We start from the raw sequence: 19,316 nt of genomic DNA, 5'->3' as shown, positions 1-19,316 counted from the left end.
TCCAGTCTGTGTGGAGGTATGCCCGGTGTCTGCCGACTTCAACTACTCCGACCTGTTGCCGTTGGGTGCCGACGAGACGGAGTACCGGCTGCTGACGACGGAGGGTGTCAGCACGTTCACCGCAGGCGATCGGACGTTCCTGCAGATCCAGCCGGACGTCCTGCAGGCGCTGACCGCCGAGGCGATGCACGACATCTCGCACTACCTGCGCACCGCGCACCTCGCGCAGCTGCGCCGGATCATCGACGACCCGGAGGCGTCCGGGAACGACCGGTTCGTCGCGCTCGACCTGCTGAAGAACGCGAACATCTCGGCCGGCGGCGTCCTCCCGATGTGCCAGGACACCGGCACCGCGATCGTGATGGGCAAGAAGTCCGAGGGCGTCCTCACCGGCGCGGCCGACGAGGAGTGGATCAGCCGCGGCGTGTACGACGCCTACACCAAGCTGAACCTGCGCTACTCGCAGATGGCCCCGCTGACCATGTGGGACGAGAAGAACACCGGCTCCAACCTCCCCGCACAGATCGAGCTGTATTCGACGCCTCAGCACGGCGACCCGGCGTACAAGTTCCTGTTCATGGCCAAGGGCGGCGGCTCCGCGAACAAGTCGTTCCTCTACCAGGAGACCAAGGCGGTGCTGAACCCGTCGCGGATGATGGAGTTCCTGGACGAGAAGATCAGGTCGCTGGGTACGGCGGCCTGCCCGCCGTACCACCTCGCGGTCGTGGTCGGCGGCACGTCGGCCGAGTTCGCGCTGAAGACCGCGAAGTACGCCTCCGCGCACTACCTCGACACGCTGCCGACCACGGGATCTGCTCTTGGACACGGGTTCCGGGATATCGAGCTGGAGGAGGAGGTCTTCAAGCTCACGCAGGAGTTCGGGATCGGGGCGCAGTTCGGCGGGAAGTACTTCTGCCACGACGTCCGCGTGATCCGGCTGCCGCGGCACGGCGCGTCCTGCCCGGTCGCGATCGCGGTGTCCTGCTCGGCGGACCGGCAGGCGCTGGCGAAGATCACGCCGGAGGGTGTGTTCCTCGAGCAGCTCGAGCGCGACCCGGCGCGGTTCCTGCCGGACACCACCGACGAGCACCTGTCCGACGACACCGACGTCGTACGGGTCGACCTGAACCGGCCGATGAGCGAGATCCGCGCGGAGCTGTCCAAGCTGCCGGTGAAGACGCGGCTGTCGCTGACCGGGCCGCTGGTGGTGGCGCGGGACATCGCGCACGCGAAGATCAAGGAGCGGCTGGACGCGGGCGAGCCGATGCCGTCGTACCTGCGGGACCACGCGGTGTACTACGCGGGGCCGGCCAAGACGCCCGAGGGTTATGCGTCCGGGTCGTTCGGGCCGACGACGGCGGGGCGGATGGATGCGTACGTCGATCAGTTCCAGGCGGCCGGTGGATCGTTCGTCATGCTTGCCAAGGGCAACCGGTCGGCGAAGGTGACGGCGGCGTGCAAGGAGCACGGCGGGTTCTACCTCGGGTCGATCGGCGGGCCGGCGGCGCGGCTGGCGCAGGACTGCATCAAGTCGGTCGACGTGATCGAGTACCCGGAGCTCGGCATGGAGGCAATCTGGAAGATCCAGGTCGAGGACTTCCCCGCGTTCATCGTCGTCGACGACAAAGGCAACGACTTCTTCACCGACACCCGAAAGCCCGTCCCACTCACGGTCCGCCCGCGCAGCTGAAAGGTTCCCCTCAACTTGGGGTGCTACATCGGCACACCAGCGGAGAACCCCCAACGCATGGGGTTAACCGGCTCTTGTGACGCATGTGTGGGTTGCCTGGGTCGAGGTGCGAGTCGGCGTGGTCGGGTGATTTGTCGTCTGGCAGGGAGGCTGCTGCTCGAGATCCGAGCAGTACCCCAGGGGCGGGGAGACAATGTTGCACGGAGCGACGATTTCTCTCCCCACCGCGACAGCTCACCGCGCACCTGCACCTCTGGGCGCCTGCAGCGAGCCGGCTTCAGGGACAGGGCTTGGAGGTGGGGAATCCTGCTGGTCGTTGCAGGTGCGTAGCAGTCCCCAGCTCGAACGACACGGACAGGTCGCCCGGGCAGGTGCCAGGATCTGGGCGGCGCGGACAACAAAGACCAGGCACCGGCCCACCACGACTTGTCTCCTGCCCCCTCAACTCACCCACACATCAGGGAGAAGAGCCAGTTGACCCCTCGGGGGAGACGCCGGGGCATGCCGGGTGAGGGCTTGACCTCGGCGGCCGGTCGCCGGACGCTCGGGGTGGGGGTGGTGGTGATGGGTAAGCGGATGTTGCGGGCGGGTGGCCGGATCGGTGTGTGGATGTACAAGACGCTGGACGGGCGGCTGGCGAGTGGGAGCAAGGACGTGCATGTCCTGATGCTCACCACCCCGGGCCGCCGGACCGGCGTACCGCGGTCGACGTGCGTGCGGTACCTCGATACGCCCGACGGCCTGCTCGTCTGGGGGACCGGGTCGGGCTCCCCCACGGACCCGGACTGGTTCCGCAATCTCCGCGCGGCGCGGACCACCGACGTACAGATCGGCGCCGTGCACACGACGATGCGCGCTCGGGAGCTGAGCGATCCCGAGCGGAACACCGTCTGGACCGACGTCATCCTCCGCGAGGACCCGCGGATCGCCCGCTTCGCGGCGAAGGCCGGGCGGCCGATCCCCGTCGCCGTACTCGAGCCGGCCTGAAACCGGCCCGAGACCCGGACCGAAACCGGCCCGACCCCGGACCGAAACCGGACTGAGCCCGGCCGAGGCCGGCGTGACTGCTCAGCCGGCCTTGGTCTCGACGACTTCAGGGAGTTTGAGCATCAGCGTCTTCGCGGCCTGCACGAGGTCGGCTTCGTTGTGGCCGAAGGCCTGGAGGTAGCTCCTGAGTGCGGATCGCAGTAGCTGGAGCTCCTCTGCCTGCAACTCGATGGTGTACATATCTCCAAGCTAAGTCCGTACCAGCCAGTTGCAACCGCTCGTGACCCACCTGTTGTCAGCCGCTGTGGAGCTCCTCCGCAATCAGATCCGGCTGGTGCGACGTCGGCGCGACGGGCACCCGCCAGGCCGGCGGAGCGGACCAGGTCTGCCAATCGTCGGAGAACGGCGACGTCCAGGCCTCGATGTCACGGATCGCAGCGTGCGCGTCGGCGACGATCTGCTCCGCTTCGGCCGTGGTGAATCGCCCGGCGTCGACCGCACCCTCCAGCTCGTCCTCGTCCTTCCACTCGATGCTGCGGTCCGGGTTGATCCACAGATCGAGCACATGATCGACAGTGCTGGTACGTCGTGAGGCCGAGTCGCGCACATGCTCACGCTCGAGATTCACGTACCACCCGTGGAACGTCCCGTCCGCGCCCCAGAAGTACCAGACCGACCACGGCTTCCCCGACGGGGACACCTTGAGGATCCCGGTGCCTCGCCAGACGTCCAGCTTCATCGCCCGTTGCGCGGTGAACATGCCGAGTGCACCGGCGGACCGGAGCTCGCGGCCGTCGACCAGGACCGGTTTGAGTAACGGCGTACCGGGGGCGAGCCAGGCGACCAGGCCGTCCGCGTCGTCCCGCACGACCGTCATCGGCCGCACGTTCGGCTTGTCCGGGTGCAGTCTGCTCCCTTCGTACACCCACTCGATCGTCGTCCCCGGCTCCCAGTACTCCGTCACGGCATCGCTCACGACTGCGCCGGCCGGGTCATGGACAGTACGTCGAGGGCCGCGTCCAGCTGCTCCTCGGTGAGGTCGCCCTTCTCGACGTGACCGTTCTCGATCACGACCTCGCGGATCGTCTTCCCTTGTTTCAAAGCACTCTTGGCGACGGCCGCCGCGTTCTCGTACCCGATGTAGCGGTTCAGCGGGGTCACGATCGACGGGGACGACTCGGCCAGCGCGCGGGCGTGATCGACGTTCGCGGTGATGCCGTCGACGCAGCGGTCGGCGAGCAGGCGGGAGCTGTTCGCCAGCAGGCTGATGGATTCGAGCAGATTGCGCGCGATCACTGGCAGCATCACGTTCAGCTCGAAGTTGCCTCCGGCACCGGCCACGGTGATCGTGGTGTCGTTGCCGATCACCTGCGCGGCGACCATCAGCGTCGCCTCGCAGATCACCGGGTTCACCTTGCCGGGCATGATGCTCGACCCGGGTTGCAGGTCCGGGAGCGCGATCTCGCCGAGCCCGGCGCGCGGCCCGGAACCCATCCAGCGCAGGTCGTTGCAGATCTTCGTCAGGCTGACCGCGATCGTCTTCAGCTGCCCGGACAGCTCGACCAGACCGTCACGCGCGCCCTGCGCCTCGAAGTGGTCCTCGGCCTCGGTCAGCTCCAGCCCGGTCCGGCGGTTCAGCTCGGTGATCACCGCGGCCGCGAACCCGGGCGGCGTGTTGATCCCGGTCCCGACCGCCGTCCCGCCCAGCGGCAGCTCGGCAACCCGCGGGAGGGTCGCCCGGACGCGCGCGGCGCCGCGGCTGATCTGCTGCGCGTAGCCGTTGAACTCCTGCCCGAGCGTCACCGGGGTCGCGTCCATCAGGTGCGTCCGCCCGGACTTCACCACCTCGGCGAACTCGGATCCCTTACGGGACAGGGAATCCGCGAGGTGCTCGAGCGCGGGCAGCAGCTCCTGCACGACGCCGGCCGTGGCCGCGACGTGGATCGCCGACGGGAAGGTGTCATTACTGGACTGCGACGCGTTGACGTGATCGTTCGGGTGCACGTCCGCGCCGAGCGCGCGGGTGGCGAGGGTGGCCAGGACCTCGTTGGCGTTCATGTTCGTCGACGTCCCCGAACCGGTCTGGAAGACGTCGATCGGGAACTCCGCGTCGAACTCCCCCGCGGCCACCTGGTCCGCGGCCGCGACGATCGCGGCCGACCGGTCCGCGTCGAGCACCCCGAGCGACGCGTTCACGACCGCGGCCGAGGCCTTGATCTGCGCGAGCGCGTGCACGAGCGCCGGCGCCAGCGGCCGCCCGGAGATCGGGAAGTTCTCCACCGCACGCTGCGTCTGCGCCCGCCACAACGCGTCCCGAGGCACCTTGACCTCGCCCATCGTGTCGTGCTCGATCCTGAATTCCGCGTCATCACCCATGCCAAAAAGAGTACGTCGATCGGCGTTGTCGGAACGCCCTGATAGACAAGCTGTGGACAACGACACAACCGGAGGGGCAACGGGATGAAGTTCACCCAGACGTTCGAGATCACCCAGTGGGAGCAGGCGGCGTACGACGAGACGGGCACGATCCAGCTCGGCCGCGCGACCGTGGGAAAGACGTTTACCGGCAACGATCTCGACGGCACCAGCGCGGCCGAGCTCCTGATGGTGGGGACGACCGACGGTCCGGCGGCGTACACCGCCGTCGAGAGGTTCACCGGGACGCTGGGCGGACGGAAGGGCTCGTTCGTGATGCTGCACGGCGCGAGCGCCGACCAGACGTCGTCACCGGGCAAGATCGTCGCCGCGGAGGGCGACCTGGCCGGGCTGACCGGCACGATCGTCTACGAGCACGACGAGCAGGGCGCCCGGGTGACTGTGGACTACGAGCTGCCTTGATAGACGTAGTACAGCTCGGGCCTGCCCTGTAGTTCGACCGGGACGGGTTTCACGGCGCAGGTCCCGAAGACCGAGCCGACGGCGGTTTCGAGGGCGGCTGACGCGGACGAGGACCAGACGGTCAGGACGCCGCCGGGGCGGAGCTTGCTGCGGCAGGTGGTCAGGAAGCCGGACGAGTAGATGGCCGAGTTCTCGTTGTAGACAAGGAAGTCCGGGCCGTTGTCGACGTCCAGCAGGATCGCGTCGACGGACGCGTCGGGGAGGTCCGTGACGACCGACCGGATGTCATCGACCACCACACCGACGCGAGGGTCGCCGAGGATCGACGGGACCAGACCGGAGCGCATCCAGGACACCACGTCCGGCTCGATCTCCGCGACGATCACCTGACCGAGCCGGGAGTCGGCCAGCAGCGCGCGGACCGTGTACCCAAGCCCCAGCCCACCGACAAGCACCCGATCCGGATGCCGTACCGCCTCCAGCGCCGTCGACGCCAGCAGTTCCTCGCTCGACGTCTCCTGGTCGTCCATCACGAAGACGCCGTTGACCCGCAACTCCAACGCCCCGTCATCACGCCGCCGCAACACCACTTCACCCCGCGCACTACACACCCGCGCCAACTCCGCCACACGAACATCCTCCCCCCAACCCATTACGTCCGAAGAATCGAGGGTCACAGCCCTCAGATCTTCGGACGTAAGCGTCGGGCCATCCACAGGGAGGGAAGTTGCGGGGGGCGAGGGGTGGCGTTCGCGGCATCTTGCGGAGTGTGAACGACAACAGATGTGTGAGACGGCGGCGCTGCGGACAGTGCGGCAACTGCGCCGTGCGAGGGCGGCGCCGACAACAGCGCGCGGAGGTTCATGAACTCGGGACGCGGCAGGGCGGCGTGGTGTCGCGGTCGCAGCTCGTCGCGCTCGGCCTGACGCGTTGGCAGATCGACGCAGAGCTGCGCGCGGGCCGTTGGGCGGCGCACCAGCGGCAGACCATCGCGATACACACCGGCGGACTGACCGAGCCGGCGACGTGGTGGTCCGCGATCTTCGAGGTCGGTGCGGGCGCGGCTCTCGACGGGTCAACCGCGCTGCGAGCCGCGGGCCTGCGGGCGTTCGACGACGTACTGCACGTCTCGGCACCGAAGTCGTCCCGCCCACGGCGACCACGCGGTGTCGTCGTCCACGAAACGCGTCGCCGCCAACCGGGCGATCTGATCGAGGTGGGCGTACCGCGCGTGCGCCCGCCGACAGCTGCGATCAGGGCTGCCCTGTGGGCGCGTTCAGACCGGCAGGCCGCGCTGATTCTGGCCATGTCGGTGCAGCAGCGCATCACCACACCCAAAGCCCTCGCAGAAGCACTCACCGCCGTACGGCGTCATCGCCGCCGCAAGTTCCTCGCCGTCATCCTGGCTGACCTGGTGAGCGGCGCCCAGTCGATGGGCGAGCTCGATTTCGCCCGCCGCTGCCGAGAGTTCGGGCTTCCGGAGCCCGATCGGCAGACCCTGCGAAGCGGGCCCGACGGCGTCTTCCACCTGGATGCGGAGTGGTCGCCGTACGGAGTGATCGCCGAGATCGAAGGTGTTCACCATCTGGAGGCCGCCCAGGCGCTGGCCGACGCGAGCCGCCAGAACGAACTCACCATCGGCAACAGTCACGTCCTCCGCATCCCGGTCATCGCCCTGCGGATTTCGCCGGACCACTACCTGACACAGCTCGCCCGTCTCCTCCGCGCCGGCGGATGGCCCGGCTGACAACAGAACGTCCGAAGATCTGAGGGCTCTACACCACAGACCTTCGGACGCAACGGGGGTTCGTCAGTACCAGCCCTTGGCTTGAGAGTGGCCCCAGGCGCTGCAGGGGGAGCCGTAGGTGGCTTCGATGTAGTCGAGGCCCCACTTGATCTGGGTGACGGGGTTGGTCCGCCAGTCCTTGCCGTACGCCGCCATCCGGTTGCCGGGGAGGGCCTGCGGGATGCCGTACGCCGTCGACGTGGGGTTGTCGGCGCTGACCTTCCAGCGGGACTCCTTGTTCCAGAGCTTCTCCAGGCAGCTGAACTGGCTCTGGCTCCAGCCGTGGTCGGGGAGGAGGTTCATCGCGACCTCCTTCGGCGTGCCCTCGTACTTCTTCCGCTCGGCGTCCCGGCTGGCCCGCTCCTCGCTCGACGAGCGCTGAGCCTCCCGAAGTGCCTGATAGCGCAGCAAAGCAGCGTTCTTGGCCTTCATCTTGACCGTGGCCGCGTCCTGCAGGGCGGTGCGCTGCTGCTCGATGGCCTCGACCTGGTTCCGCATCCGGACCGCCTCGGCGGCGATCTCGGCGGCCGTCTGCGGCTTGGCCGACGGTGTGGTCGCGGAAGGGATCGCCTTCCCACTGTTCAGCACGGCCATCTCGGCCCGCCCGGACACCTTCTCCGACGCACTGCTGCTCCCAGGAGAGCTGAAGAGGTCGATACCGGCGACAACGGAAACCACGGCGATTCCGGTCACTGCGAGAACCGCGACGGAGCGCTTCGCTTTCATCTGTCCTTCCGAGAAAACCCGACCCCCGTCGGCTGCAACGAGAACATACTCTGGCGTAAACCGACCGTGATCACAAGCAGGTCACGAACGAACGGTGCGGTCACCGCGTGGCGACCGCACCGTTCTTACCTCTGCTTTACAGACAGCTATTACCTAACTACCGCGATGCTCCTTACAGCTGCAGATCGTCCAGCATCTCGGTGACCAGCGCCGCGATCGGCGACCGCTCCGAGCGGGTCAGTGTCACGTGCGCGAACAGCGGGTGCCCCTTCAACTGCTCGACCACCGCGACGACACCGTCGTGCCGGCCGACCCGCAGGTTGTCCCGCTGCGCCACGTCGTGGGTGAGCACCACCCGCGAGTTGGCGCCGACCCGCGACAGCACCGTGAGCAGTACGTTCCGCTCCAGCGACTGCGCCTCGTCGACGATCACGAACGCGTCGTGCAGCGACCGCCCGCGGATGTGGGTCAGCGGCAGCACCTCGAGCATGCCCCGATCGATCACCTCGTCGATCACGTCACTGCTGGTCAGCGCACCGAGCGTGTCGTACACGGCCTGGGCCCACGGCTGCATCTTCTCCGACTCGCTGCCCGGCAGGTACCCGAGCTCCTGGCCGCCGACCGCGAACAGCGGCCGGAACACGACCACCTTCTTGTGCTGCCGGCGTTCCATGACCGACTCCAGGCCGGCGCACAGCGCGAGCGCGGACTTACCGGTACCGGCCCGGCCGCCGAGCGAGATGATCCCGACGTCCGGGTCCAGCAGCAGATCGAGCGCGACCCGCTGCTCGGCGGAGCGGCCGCGGATCCCGAACGCCTCCCGGTCGCCGCGCACCAGCCGGATCCGCTTGTCCGGCATCACCCGGCCGAGCGCGCTGCCCCGGTCGGACAGCATCACCAGCCCGGTGTGGGTCGGGAACTCCCCGGCCGCGGTCAGTTCGACCGCACCGTTCTCGTACAGGTCGTCGACGACGTGCGTCTCGACCTCGAGCTCCGCCATCCCGGTCCAGCCGGACTCGAGTGTCAGCTCGGCGCGGTACTCCTCGGCGATCAGGCCGCATGCCGACGCCTTGACCCGCATCGGCAGGTCCTTCGAGACCAGCGTGACGTCCTTGCCCTCGGCCATGAAGTTGCAGGCCACGGCAAGGATCCGGCTGTCGTTGTCACCGAGCCGGAAACCGGCCGGCAAGGTCTCCGGATCGGTGTGGTTCAGCTCGACCCGGAGAGTTCCACCCTTCTCCCCCACTGGCAGGGGCGCGTCCAGTCGTCCGTGCAGTATCCGGAGCTCGTCGAGCAGGCGTAGTGCCGTACGCGCGAAGTAGCCGAGTTCCGGGTGATGCCGTTTGGCCTCCAATTCGGTGACGACGACCACCGGAACGACCACCTCGTGCTCGTCGAACCGCAGCATCGCGTGCGGGTCGGAGAGAAGCACCGAGGTGTCCAGCACGAAGGTGCGCTGGTCCGGTGTGGATGAGGTACTTGACGCCTTGGCGTGGATGGCCATGTCGCACGTCCTCTTCTAGGCCGTGACGTACACCCTCGCCCCGGCCCGCCAGTGGTTAGGTGATGGGTCGGGTGCCGCCCTCGGGGTCCGGTGTTGACCCCGTCCGAGCCGCCGCACGAGCGGCAACGGCGATCAGTGAGTTCGAGACCTGAGGTCTCGGGTACTCCGTTCGGCCCCTCATGGGGCAACCGGCTGGAACGAGATTCTCAAACTGATCGGGCCTCCCGTGACAGCCGGCTTCCCCTCCGACCGTCAATGTCAGGGTAGGAGCCTCCTGCAAACGGCGCAGCCCGACACGCCCGGCCACGGGGTTAACACGGTGTTACGCCTTCCCCCCACCCGAGGGAGCCAGGTCACTCCGCCGGGTGATCCCGTACGCCGGGCCGCGGGCGAGGCTCGGCGTATGACGAAGAACTGGCCGGCCCGGACCGGGTACGCCACCGCGCTCTGGTCCCTCGTGTACGGCGTACTCGGGCTCTACTGGACGTTCGGCGGCGCCGGGTACCCGTTCGCGCGGGTGGTCGACGATCAGGCCTCCTCGTCGATCCTGGAGGGGACGCCGGTGCACGTGGTCGCGCCCGTGATGGCAGCGATCGGGCTCGGTGGCGCCGTACTCGCGCTCGTGATGACCCGGATGACGCCCCGCGGATCGATCCTGCAGACAATCGCCGCCGTACTGGCCGTGGGCCTCGCACTCGTCATCCCCGACTACACGCTGGTCGCGGTGGTCGCCATGGCCCCGGCGCTGATCGTGTTCGCGTTCACCGGCGTACCGGGGCCGCAGGACGGCGTCGGCGACATCCTGTACTGGCATCGCGTGAACCTGATCATCCTGTTCGTCGGCGGCCTGCTCTGGGCGGCGACGGCGCTCGCCTACCACCGGCGCAGCCGCAACGCGTGCGTCTCGTGCGGACGAGGCGCCCACGATCCGGCCTGGATGCGACCGGAGGCTGCGCTCCGCTGGGGTCGATGGGCGGTCGCGGTCGCGGTGGTGGCGAACCTTCCGTACGAGTGCACCCGGATCGCCTGGTACCTGGGCTGGCCGGTCGGGATCACCGACGAGTTCCACCAGATGATGGCCGACACGCCCGGCATGCTCGAGATGGGCCTCGGCCTGGCCGCGATGGGCCTGGGCGGCGGCGTCCTCACCCACGGCCTGGTGCACCGCTGGGGCGAGATCTACCCGCGCTGGATCTGGTTCAAGGCCGGCCGGCGCGTCCCGCCTCGCCTCGCCATCATCCCCGCCTCGATCGTGGCCGTCGTACTGATCCCGGCCGGCCTGATGAACACCCAAGCCCCACTCGACGGCGACCTGTGGGCAATCAACGGCCCCGGCATCCTCTGGATCCTGTGGGGTACGGCGCTGGGCGTGGCGACGTACGCGTACTACCTGAGACGCCGCACCACCTGCACCCGCTGCGGCCGCGGAGCCCCTGCAGAGCTGCAGATCAGGTCCCGAAGCGACGCTCGCGCTGGGCGTAGCTTCGGATGGCGCGGAGGAAGTCGACGTGCCGGAAGTCCGGCCAGAGCGCCTCACAGAAGTAGAACTCGCTCAGCGCGCTCTGCCAGAGCAGGAAGCCGCCCAGGCGCTGCTCACCCGACGTCCGGATGACTAGATCGGGGTCTGGCTGGCCCTTCGTGTACAGGTGCCGCGCGATGTGCTCCACGTCCACACGGTCGGCCAGCTCCTCGATCGAGATGCCCTTCGCGGCCTCCTCGAGGAGCAGCGACCGGACCGCGTCGGCGAGCTCGCGACGTCCGCCGTACCCGACGGCGACGTTCACGAGCATCCCCTGGACGTCATGGGTCGCCGTCTCCGCCGCCTTCAGCGCCTCCGCGGTGGTCCCAGGCAGGAGGTCGAGCGCGCCGACCGGGTGGATCCGGTAGCGGCCGATCGCGGTCAGTTCCTCGACCGTCTGCTCGATGATCCGCAGCAGCGGCTCCAGCTCGTCGGCCGGACGGGTCAGGTTGTCGGTGGACAGCATCCACACCGTGACCACCTTGACGCCGACGCCGTCGCACCAGTTCAGGAACTCGGAGATCTTGTTCGCCCCGGCCTCGTGGCCGCGCGACACCGGGTCGCCGACCTGGCGGGCCCAGCGCCGGTTACCGTCGATGATGACGCCGATGTGCCGCGGGATCCGGTCCGGCGACAGCGATCGGGTCAGCCGCCGCTCGTACAGTCCGTAGACCGCGTCGCGCAGCTTCTGCTTGCCAGGTGTCCGCATGGGCAGGGTGCTCTCCTCGAAGACTCTCGGTCACGAGGCTAGCCCACAAACGCCCGCCACGAGAGGCCCTGGAGTGGCTCACAGAAACCTGCCAGAAAGGTCGAACTTTCTGCGAAGTTCGTGCATCGTAAACGCGGGCGTGCTGCATCACCCGGGTGACTTCGCCTACATTTCATTCTTCCGACCGATGCAACCTACGGTTCCGTAGGTTACGGTTGCGTAGGTATAAACCGCCCGGACACCCCTCGAAAGGACGGCGATGACCGCTTCCAGCGCCCAGCCCCAGGAACTCGGTCACCGGCTCTCCGGGCGGCTCGGCCCGCTCAAGCCGAAGCTCCGCGGGTGGTTGCACGCGGGCACGTTCCCGTTCGCCACCGCCGCCGGCATCGTCCTGATCTGCCTGGCACCGCACGCGAACGCACGCTGGGCGGCCGCGGTCTATACCGCCGGCTCGATGCTGCTGTTCGGCATCTCCGCGCTGTACCACCGGTTCTACTGGGGCCCGACCGGCGAGGCGATCCTGCGCCGGCTCGACCACAGCAACATCTTCCTGCTGATCGCCGGCACCTACACCCCGCTCGGCATGGTGCTGCTGCACGGCAAGGACCGGGTCCTGATGCTCAGCCTGGTCTGGGGCGGCGCGGTGCTCGGCATCCTGTTCCGGATCTTCTGGCTCAGTGCGCCCCGCTGGATCTACACCCCCATCTACCTGGCCCTCGGCTGGGTCGCGATCTTCTGGATGGGCGCGATCTATCACACCGGCGGCGCCGCGGTCGTCACCCTGATCGCCGTCGGCGGCGGCCTGTACTCGATCGGCGCCGTCGTCTACGGCACCAAGCGCCCGAACCCCTCCCCCCGCTGGTTCGGCTTCCACGAAATCTTCCACGCCTTCACCGTCGCCGCCTTCATCTGCCACTACATCGCCGTAAGCATCGCGACCTACCACGCCGGCTAACCCAAAGCGGACACGCCTTCGGCGCGGTTGCCTTGTTTGGCCGGCTTCGCCGGGGGCGCGGGGTGTGGTGATGGGTGAACGCCCTGGCGCGAAGGTCTGGTGGTGGGTGTGGAGCGGTCACGCCTTCGGCGTGGCTGTCTTGTCGGCGCGCACTGTGGTGACGGCTGGACGCACTCGGCGGACAATCGCGCCCTCGCGGTGAGCCAGCCGCCGAGTCGTGGCGAATGGCGGGCACCCCCGACGACGAGTCGTGAATAAGGGTCGCCACACGCCGCCACATCCCACGACTCGACGACCGACCGACGAATCACTGCTGCACCGCCGAGCGCGTCCCCTGTCCCCAGTGCGATCCGGGCTTGTACTGCGGAACATTTCTGTCACCAGGTGCAACATTTGTTCCGGAAACAGCCCGTGCCGGGCTTGAGCGAGGACCGATCGAACTCGGCGTTCACTCCGACGGAGCAACTGAGCCGAGTGCGCATCCGCCCGCTCGGCAACTTTGCTCGCCAGTACATCCCGCGCACCGGCGAAGCCGGCCAACTAACAGCCGCGCCGAAGGCGTGACCGCTCTCCACACCCACCACCACACCCCGCGCACCGGCAAAGCCAGCCGACAAACAGCCGCGGTGGAGGTGTGGCCGCTCTACAGCTCTGTGCCTAGTTCGTGGAGGGTTTGGCGGAGGTGGGCGTAGCGGGTGGGGCCTAGTTGGGTGGACCAGGATTGTTCTACTCGGGCTATGGCGGCTCGGCTGTAGGCGACTGCTTCGTCGCCCAGCGGTGTGCGGCGGACCAGGCGGACGCGGCGGTCGGTGGGGAGGCGGGCGGACTCGGTGTAGCCGAGTTTCTGCAGGTAGTCGACGTGTTGCCCGAGGCCTTGTTTCGTCATGGTCGCGACCTCGGCGAGGTCGGTGATGCGGGCGCCGTCGGGCGGGATGAGTTCGAGCAGGCGGTAGTGGGAGACGCGCAGCCCGGGGTGCTGGTCCTCGGACGTGGCCAGGATCTCCGACCGGATCCGTCGCAGCGCCAGCCCGAGCAGCGCGGCGATGTGATCGGCCCCGACCCGGGGATCGTCGTTGACGGAAGTCATAAAGCAACTTTACTATCACGTGAGTAGGGTGACTCAACTTCCGTGGGGGGAACATGATCACCGGACTGGAGCCATTGGGCCGGGACGCGTTGGGGGAGGAGGACCTGACCGCGCTCGTGCGGACGATCACCGGGGAGCCGGCGGCCGTCGCGGGCGCGGTCAGGGTCGAGCCTGTCGACTATCCGATCGGTACGCCGAGCACCGAGTCGCTGCACCGCGTCTTCGGTACGACGCTCGACGGCGGCGACTGGTCGTGCTTCGTGAAGAAGCTCCAGTCCGTCCGCCACTCCCCGATCATCGAGTTCGTGCCCGTGGAGTACCGGCAGAGCTTCATCGACTACATGCCCTGGCAGTTGGAGATCGCCGTCCACCGGAGCGGGGTCGGCGACCTGATGCCACCGGGTCTGCGACTGGCGCACGCCTACCGCATCGACGTGTACGACGACGATCGCGCGACCCTGTGGATGGAGAACGTCGTCCAGGAGTGGGGTCCGTGGCCGATGGACCGCTTCGAGCGGGCGGCGTACCTGCTCGGACGCCTGTCAGCTCGCCGGCAACCCCATCTCGTCGAGCCCCTGCTCGACCGGGTCGTCTCCAGCACCCCCGGTACGGCGCTGCGGTACTACGCCGACGGCCGCGTCATGAAGTCCGCCCTGCCGGTTCTCGCCGATCCGCAGACCTGGCGGCACCCGCTGCTGAGCGCCGCGGTCTGCCACCTGGGCGACCATCGTCTACGGGACGACCTGCTCGCGCTGGGCGAGCGCATTCCCGCCGTACTCGATGCGCTCGAGGCGTTGCCGCAGTGCTACCAGCACGGGGATGCGAGCCCGCAGAACCTGCTGGTGCCGCATGACAGCCCAGACGAGTTCGTGGCGATCGACTGGGGCTTCGACTGCCCGCAGGCGGTCGGGTTCGACCTGGGGCAGTTGCTGATCGGGCTCGCGCACGCGGGCGAGCTGGCGCCGGAGGCGTTGCCCGCAGTACACAGGGTGATCCTGAGGGGGTTCCAGGAGGGTCTCGCGCAGGACGGCCTGCAGGTGACCGAGGACGAGGTTCTCTACGGGTACCTGGGCTCGCTGCTGATCCGGGCCGCGTTCACCGCGCTGCCGCTCGAGATGTTTGGCATGCCCAACGCTCCGCTCGAGCTGTTCGAGCAGCGGGTCCAGCTGACCCGCACACTGGTCGACCTGGTTTCCCCTGTGGTTTGACGCGATCACATTTCAGTCGTGTCACAGCTGCAACGAACGGCGCCCTCACGTGTATCCATGATGCGTGAGGAACCTGAGCAGATACGCAGCAGCAACCGTGATCGCAAGCTTCGTGCTGACCGGATGCGGAAGCGAGTCCGGCGCCGGAAGCCCCAACACGCCGTCGCCCAGCGCGCCGACGTTGCCGACCGCGTCGGTGACCCAGTCGACGCCGGTGGGCACCGGTCTGCCGCTCACCGTCTCCAGGACCGGTGGGTTCGCCGGTTTCGACGACCAGGTGCAGATCGGCACCGACGGCGTCGCGACCGTGAGCAAGCGCGGCAAGGAGACCATCCGGTGCAAGCTCGACCCGAGCCTGCTGACGACCATCACCACGGCCGCTCAGCAGGTCGACTGGGCGAGTCTGGCCGCGACCAAGCCGGCCACGAAGCACCCGGACGACATGATCGTCGCGGTCTCCGCGAACGGAAAGACGGCCCGGATCGAGGACCCCAAAGTCAAGCCGCTGACGGCTTCGGTGACCAAACTGCTCACCGAAGCCGCCATCCCGCCAGGGCCGCTCTGCAAGCAGCTCTAGCTCGCGGTCAGGGCAACGTCATCGATCACGAAGCTCGTCTGCAGGGAGGAATCCTCCTGGCCGACGAACTTCACGGTCACCGTCTTTCCCTTGTACTGCGTGACATTCAGCGTTTTCTGCACGTACGACGTGCTCTTGTTCAGGTTCGAGTACGTCGCCAGCGTGGTCGCGGCGGACCCGTCGACGATCTGTACCTTGACCGTGTCGTACACCGTGGAGCCCGTGGTCTCAGCGGTGTCGATCCGGATCCACAACGACAACGCCGCCGCTGTCGCCGTACCAGGGATCGCGACCGACTGCCCGATGTTCTCGGTGCCGCTCCGGCCGTTCCCCTGCAGCCACGCCTTCCAGGTACCGGTGTGCGCCGGCCGGCTGGTGCTGTTGGTGATCGGGCCGGAGGTGCCGGTCCAGTTCACCGCACCGGACTCGAAGCCCGGGTTCTGCAGGAGGTTGTCGCCGGTCGGGGGCGGCCCGCCGGTGTAGTCCTTCTGCGCGTACGTCCACACCATGTGGCCGATGGCATCGATCTGGCGGTCCAGCGAGGTCAGGTCCAGGTTGTTGATGTTGTCGCAGGACCGGTGGTAGCACGGATCGAACGCACTCCCCGCCGTACCTCCCCACTTCGTCGCCTGGGCGGACGTCTTGGTGCCCTCGGCGCCGGAGAACGTCCCGGCCGTTGGAATGCCCAACGAACGGAACGCCGCGTGGTCGGAGCGGCCCTGGACGTCGATGAACTCGGTCTGCACGCTCTTCGAGGTGAAGTACGCGACCAGGTCGTCACGGGCGCCGTCGCCGGCCGGGTTGTCGTCGTACACGAAGTACCCCGGGTTCGGTGACGCGATCATGTCGAAGTTCAGGTACAGCTCGACCTTGTCCCGCTCGGCAGCGGGCAGGTTGTTCACGTAGTACTTCGAGCCGAGGAGCCCGAGCTCCTCGGCGCCCCAGAACCCGAACCGCACGCGATTCTTGGGGGTTTGGCCGCTGGCAGCGTAAGCGAGGGCGGTTTCGACTACGCCGGCGCTCCCAGAGCCGTTGTCGTTGATTCCCGGACCGGAACTGACGCTGTCCAGGTGCGAGCCTGTCATCACCACGTGGTTCGCGTCGCCGTGCGGCCATTCCGCGATCACGTTGTACGACGTACCCGCCGAGGTGCTGAACGACTGCAGGGTCGTGGTGTACCCGGCCGCGTCCAGCTTGGCCTTCACGTAGTCGGCCGAGGCCTTGTATCCGGGCCGGCCGGTGTACCGGTTGCCGCCGTTGCTGGTGGCAATGGACTGCAACTGGTCGAGATGAGCCTTGGTGTTGGTGACCGAGATATCGGGCGACTCGGCCGCGACCGCGCTGTTGCCGGTAGCAAGCAATGCTCCGGCGACGAGCGCTACTACGCCGAGCCCTGGGACGAGGGACTTGCGCATGATGGATCTCCTTCGGGCAAAGGAAATCCGGGGCGCGCGGGCCTGGGCGGAAGGCCTCGCACGCCCCGGACGATTCACCGTGAGCTCAGCTCGCGGTCAGCGAGGTGTCGTCGATGACGAAGCTGGTCTGCAGGGAGGAGTCCTCCTGGCCGACGAACTTCACGGTCACCGTCTTTCCCTTGTACTGCGTCACGTTGAGCGTCTTCTGGACGTACGACGTGTTCTTGTTCAGGTTCGAGTACGTCGCCAGCGTAGTCGTGGTCGACCCGTCGACGACCTGAACCTTGGCCGTGTCGTACACCGTCGAGCCGGTCGTCTCGGCGGTGTCGATCCGGATCCAGAACGACAGGGTGGCGGTGGTCGCCGAGGCCGGGATCGCGACCGACTGGCCGACGTTCTCGGTGGTGGCGCGACCGTTGCCCTGCAGCCACAGCTTCCACGTGCCGGTCCGCGCCGGGCGGCCGGTGTTGTTGGTGATCGGGCCCGAGGTGCCGGTCCAGTTCACCGCGCCGGACTCGAAGCCCGGGTTCTGCAGCAGGTTGTCGCCGGTCGGCGGCTCCGGGTCGGTGCCACCGCCGCAGGCGGCCGCGCCGGCCGGGACCGAGATCCCGCTGAACGCTGCCTCGATGCCCTTGCACTGCGCCGAGTCCGCGCCGTACAGCTCCTTCGCGGAGTTGATCGCACCCTCACGGGCGTCCTTGTAGGTGCTGCCCGAGCTCAGCTTGGTGCTCAGGGTGCGGTACCAGACCTTGGCGGCCACGTCGCGGCCGACACCGGTGATGGTAGCGCCGTTGCAGGCCGTGCTGCTGTGCGTCACGCCGCCGATGACCTTGCTCCCGGTGCCTTCCGACGCCAGGTAGAACCAGTGGTTCAGCGGGCCGGACGAGTAGTGCGGGTCCAGGCCGCCGGTGCTGGTCGACCAGCAGTCCACGCTGCGGCCGTCCTTCGAGGGCTTGTCCATGTAGCGCAGCGGCGTGCCGTTGCCGTTGATGTTGATCTTCTCGCCGATCAGGTAGTCACCCGGGTCGGACGAGTTGTTGGCGGAGAACTCCACCGCGGTACCGAAGATGTCGGAGGTCGCCTCGTTCAGGCCGCCCGCGTCGCCGGAGTAGTCCAGGTTGGCGGTCGCCTCGGTGACACCGTGGCTCATCTCGTGGCCGGCCACGTCGATCGACGTCAGCGGGCGCGTGTTGCCCGAGCCGTCGCCGTACGTCATCTGGGTGCCGTCCCAGAACGCGTTCACGTACGCGTTGCCGTAGTGCACGCGGGAGCGAGCGCCCTGGCCGTTGTTGAAGATGCCGTTCCGGCCGTGGACGTTCTTGTAGTAGTCCCAGGTCAGCTGGGAGCCGTAGTGCGCGTCCACACCGGCGGCCTGGCGGTTCGACGCGGCGCCGGTACCCCAGGTGTCGTCGGCGTCGGTGAACGTGGTGCCGTTACCGGAGGTCGAGCCGTTGAGGTCCGTGGTGTAGTTGCCGCCGCGGGTCGGGTCGCTCATCGTGTAGCTGCCCGACGTACCGATGCTGACGGTGCCGGAGTACATCGAGTTTCCGGTACCGGTCTTGACCTCGTCGTCCTGCGCGAGCACCGCGCCGGACTTGGCGTCGACGAACGAGTGCAGCACCGACGGGGTCTGGTCGGCCTTCACACCGGTGGTGACCACCTCGTACGCGAGGACGGGCTTGGTCGGCGTCACGAAGACCACCAACTCGCCCTTGTTGCCAGTGGCCTTGAACTTCGCCGCCTGCGCGCCCTTGGTGAGCGCCGCCGACTGGGACAGAGTCGGCTTGGTGGCGACGGCGACCGCCTTGGCGCCGCGGTTGTACGTGACCTGCCCGATCGTCTCGCCCTTGCGCTTGACGATCAGGTCACCCCCGACAACCTTGAGGCCGTTGAAGGTACGGTCGTAGCGGACGTACTCGGTGCCGTCCGCGTCCTTGACCACGTCGCGGACCTTGAGCTGCTCGCCGGTGCCGAGACCGAGAGCGGCGGCCGTCTGCGCGGTCAGCGCCTGTTCGGCCTGAACGGCGGCCGGCTGGTTGAAGCCGGATGCCGGGAGCGGAGCCGTCCGGTCGGCGGCACCCGCGTTCGAAGCGGTGAACGTCGTGGCAAGACCCGCTGCCGCGACAATGGCCACCGCCCCTGCTGATGTCAGTCGTTTCAAGACAACATCTCCTCACGGTGTGGTCGCTGTTTGGGCGCAGCGACCGAATTCAGTTGGGGACGCGCCGGATGCTGACGCAACAGTGCCACTGCCTCATTTGTGACACTTCGTGTCGATGCATGCGAGTTCTGTTACATCCGACTGAGGACCGACT

The 19,316-nt window shown here is 67.8% G+C and carries 17 protein-coding genes; 7 read left to right on the top strand and 10 right to left on the bottom strand.

From position 1 onward, the window contains the following. The first annotated feature begins 25 nt into the window (after window positions 1–25). Window positions 26–1,690, top strand: coding sequence for a fumarate hydratase (locus E0H92_RS10670; RefSeq protein ID WP_131467203.1), 1,665 nt, complete (start codon window positions 26–28; stop codon window positions 1,688–1,690). A gap of 501 nt (window positions 1,691–2,191) precedes the next feature. Beyond that, a complete protein-coding gene (locus E0H92_RS10665) occupies window positions 2,192–2,677 on the top strand; it encodes a nitroreductase/quinone reductase family protein (RefSeq protein WP_131496100.1) in 486 nt (161 codons plus the stop codon). A gap of 81 nt (window positions 2,678–2,758) precedes the next feature. On the opposite strand, the gene E0H92_RS44095 is transcribed toward E0H92_RS10665, so the two are convergent. From E0H92_RS44095 to E0H92_RS10655, 3 genes are read right to left on the bottom strand one after another with little or no spacing between them, the layout of a single operon-like run. After that, the gene (locus tag E0H92_RS44095; RefSeq protein WP_165549740.1) at window positions 2,759–2,917 is read right to left on the bottom strand and encodes a hypothetical protein; all 159 of its coding nucleotides are present in this window, start codon (window positions 2,915–2,917) and stop codon (window positions 2,759–2,761) included. Window positions 2,918–2,972: 55 nt separating this feature from the next. Continuing rightward, a complete protein-coding gene (locus tag E0H92_RS10660) occupies window positions 2,973–3,653 on the bottom strand; it encodes a DUF402 domain-containing protein (RefSeq protein ID WP_238173369.1) in 681 nt (226 codons plus the stop codon). Continuing rightward, entirely contained in the window at window positions 3,650–5,053 is a 1,404-nt protein-coding gene (locus E0H92_RS10655) for a class II fumarate hydratase (RefSeq protein WP_131496099.1), read from the bottom strand. Before E0H92_RS10655 ends, E0H92_RS10660 begins: the two co-directional genes overlap by 4 nt. Window positions 5,054–5,137: 84 nt before the next feature. Here E0H92_RS10655 and E0H92_RS10650 point away from each other — a divergent pair, with 84 nt between their 5' ends. Beyond that, window positions 5,138–5,515 (top strand): DUF3224 domain-containing protein, encoded by a 378-nt coding sequence (locus E0H92_RS10650; RefSeq protein ID WP_131285717.1) that lies wholly within the window; start codon window positions 5,138–5,140, stop codon window positions 5,513–5,515. On the opposite strand, the gene E0H92_RS10645 is transcribed toward E0H92_RS10650, so the two are convergent. Then, on the bottom strand, window positions 5,500–6,144 hold the full coding sequence (locus tag E0H92_RS10645) for a spermidine synthase (RefSeq protein ID WP_131496098.1): 645 nt from the start codon (window positions 6,142–6,144) through the stop codon (window positions 5,500–5,502). The genes E0H92_RS10650 and E0H92_RS10645 overlap by 16 nt on opposite strands. 263 nt (window positions 6,145–6,407) lie before the next feature. On the opposite strand from E0H92_RS10645, the gene E0H92_RS10640 reads away from it, so the two are divergent. Beyond that, window positions 6,408–7,262, top strand: coding sequence for a hypothetical protein (locus tag E0H92_RS10640; RefSeq protein ID WP_131467199.1), 855 nt, complete (start codon window positions 6,408–6,410; stop codon window positions 7,260–7,262). Window positions 7,263–7,325: 63 nt separating this feature from the next. Here the strand turns inward: E0H92_RS10640 and E0H92_RS10635 are convergent, their stop codons facing one another. The 3 genes from E0H92_RS10635 to E0H92_RS10620 form a co-directional block, all read right to left on the bottom strand. Continuing rightward, window positions 7,326–8,027 carry an aggregation-promoting factor C-terminal-like domain-containing protein gene (locus tag E0H92_RS10635; protein ID WP_131467198.1) on the bottom strand — a complete coding sequence of 234 codons (702 nt, stop codon included), beginning with the start codon at window positions 8,025–8,027 and terminating at the stop codon, window positions 7,326–7,328. A gap of 172 nt (window positions 8,028–8,199) precedes the next feature. Beyond that, complete coding sequence (locus tag E0H92_RS10630) at window positions 8,200–9,531, bottom strand: PhoH family protein (protein ID WP_131467197.1); 1,332 nt, start codon at window positions 9,529–9,531, stop codon at window positions 8,200–8,202. A 1,448-nt stretch (window positions 9,532–10,979) separates the two neighbouring features. Continuing rightward, window positions 10,980–11,759, bottom strand: coding sequence for an isoprenyl transferase (locus tag E0H92_RS10620; RefSeq protein ID WP_131285722.1), 780 nt, complete (start codon window positions 11,757–11,759; stop codon window positions 10,980–10,982). A 259-nt stretch (window positions 11,760–12,018) separates the two neighbouring features. On the opposite strand from E0H92_RS10620, the gene trhA reads away from it, so the two are divergent. After that, complete coding sequence (gene trhA / locus E0H92_RS10615) at window positions 12,019–12,714, top strand: PAQR family membrane homeostasis protein TrhA (RefSeq protein ID WP_131467196.1); 696 nt, start codon at window positions 12,019–12,021, stop codon at window positions 12,712–12,714. A gap of 643 nt (window positions 12,715–13,357) precedes the next feature. Here the strand turns inward: trhA and E0H92_RS10610 are convergent. Continuing rightward, on the bottom strand, window positions 13,358–13,801 hold the full coding sequence (locus E0H92_RS10610; RefSeq protein ID WP_131496097.1) for a MarR family winged helix-turn-helix transcriptional regulator: 444 nt from the start codon (window positions 13,799–13,801) through the stop codon (window positions 13,358–13,360). 53 nt (window positions 13,802–13,854) lie between these two features. Between E0H92_RS10610 and E0H92_RS10605 the strand changes: the two genes are divergently transcribed. Both E0H92_RS10605 and E0H92_RS10600 read left to right on the top strand, forming a co-directional pair. Next, window positions 13,855–15,009, top strand: a complete 1,155-nt coding sequence (locus E0H92_RS10605; RefSeq protein ID WP_131496096.1) for a phosphotransferase — start codon at window positions 13,855–13,857, stop codon at window positions 15,007–15,009. 97 nt (window positions 15,010–15,106) lie between these two features. Further along, the gene (locus E0H92_RS10600; RefSeq protein ID WP_238153378.1) at window positions 15,107–15,586 is read left to right on the top strand and encodes a hypothetical protein; all 480 of its coding nucleotides are present in this window, start codon (window positions 15,107–15,109) and stop codon (window positions 15,584–15,586) included. Here the strand turns inward: E0H92_RS10600 and E0H92_RS10595 are convergent. Next, complete coding sequence (locus E0H92_RS10595; RefSeq protein WP_131467193.1) at window positions 15,583–17,001, bottom strand: M28 family metallopeptidase; 1,419 nt, start codon at window positions 16,999–17,001, stop codon at window positions 15,583–15,585. The genes E0H92_RS10600 and E0H92_RS10595 overlap by 4 nt on opposite strands. An 85-nt stretch (window positions 17,002–17,086) precedes the next feature. Beyond that, window positions 17,087–19,135 (bottom strand): M4 family metallopeptidase, encoded by a 2,049-nt coding sequence (locus tag E0H92_RS10590; RefSeq protein WP_131496095.1) that lies wholly within the window; start codon window positions 19,133–19,135, stop codon window positions 17,087–17,089. Window positions 19,136–19,316 lie beyond the last annotated feature (181 nt).

This window comes from Kribbella speibonae, from assembly GCF_004331375.1.
Classification (GTDB): domain Bacteria; phylum Actinomycetota; class Actinomycetes; order Propionibacteriales; family Kribbellaceae; genus Kribbella; species Kribbella sindirgiensis.
Note: the sequence above shows the minus strand (reverse complement) of the source record. Positions and strands in the feature narration are given on the sequence as shown.

What these genes read in the sequence shown, in the direction of transcription:
- E0H92_RS10595 (WP_131467193.1), bottom strand. Translation starts at nt 17,001, where the DNA reads ATGCGCAAGTCCCTCGTCCCAGGGCTCGGCGTAGTAGCGCTCGTCGCC.
- E0H92_RS10605 (WP_131496096.1), top strand. Translation starts at nt 13,855, where the DNA reads ATGATCACCGGACTGGAGCCATTGGGCCGGGACGCGTTGGGGGAGGAG.
- E0H92_RS10650 (WP_131285717.1), top strand. Translation starts at nt 5,138, where the DNA reads ATGAAGTTCACCCAGACGTTCGAGATCACCCAGTGGGAGCAGGCGGCG.
- E0H92_RS10635 (WP_131467198.1), bottom strand. Translation starts at nt 8,027, where the DNA reads ATGAAAGCGAAGCGCTCCGTCGCGGTTCTCGCAGTGACCGGAATCGCC.
- trhA (WP_131467196.1), top strand. Translation starts at nt 12,019, where the DNA reads ATGACCGCTTCCAGCGCCCAGCCCCAGGAACTCGGTCACCGGCTCTCC.
- E0H92_RS10610 (WP_131496097.1), bottom strand. Translation starts at nt 13,801, where the DNA reads ATGACTTCCGTCAACGACGATCCCCGGGTCGGGGCCGATCACATCGCC.
- E0H92_RS10665 (WP_131496100.1), top strand. Translation starts at nt 2,192, where the DNA reads ATGCCGGGTGAGGGCTTGACCTCGGCGGCCGGTCGCCGGACGCTCGGG.
- E0H92_RS10620 (WP_131285722.1), bottom strand. Translation starts at nt 11,759, where the DNA reads ATGCGGACACCTGGCAAGCAGAAGCTGCGCGACGCGGTCTACGGACTG.
- E0H92_RS10655 (WP_131496099.1), bottom strand. Translation starts at nt 5,053, where the DNA reads ATGGGTGATGACGCGGAATTCAGGATCGAGCACGACACGATGGGCGAG.
- E0H92_RS44095 (WP_165549740.1), bottom strand. Translation starts at nt 2,917, where the DNA reads ATGTACACCATCGAGTTGCAGGCAGAGGAGCTCCAGCTACTGCGATCC.
- E0H92_RS10630 (WP_131467197.1), bottom strand. Translation starts at nt 9,531, where the DNA reads ATGGCCATCCACGCCAAGGCGTCAAGTACCTCATCCACACCGGACCAG.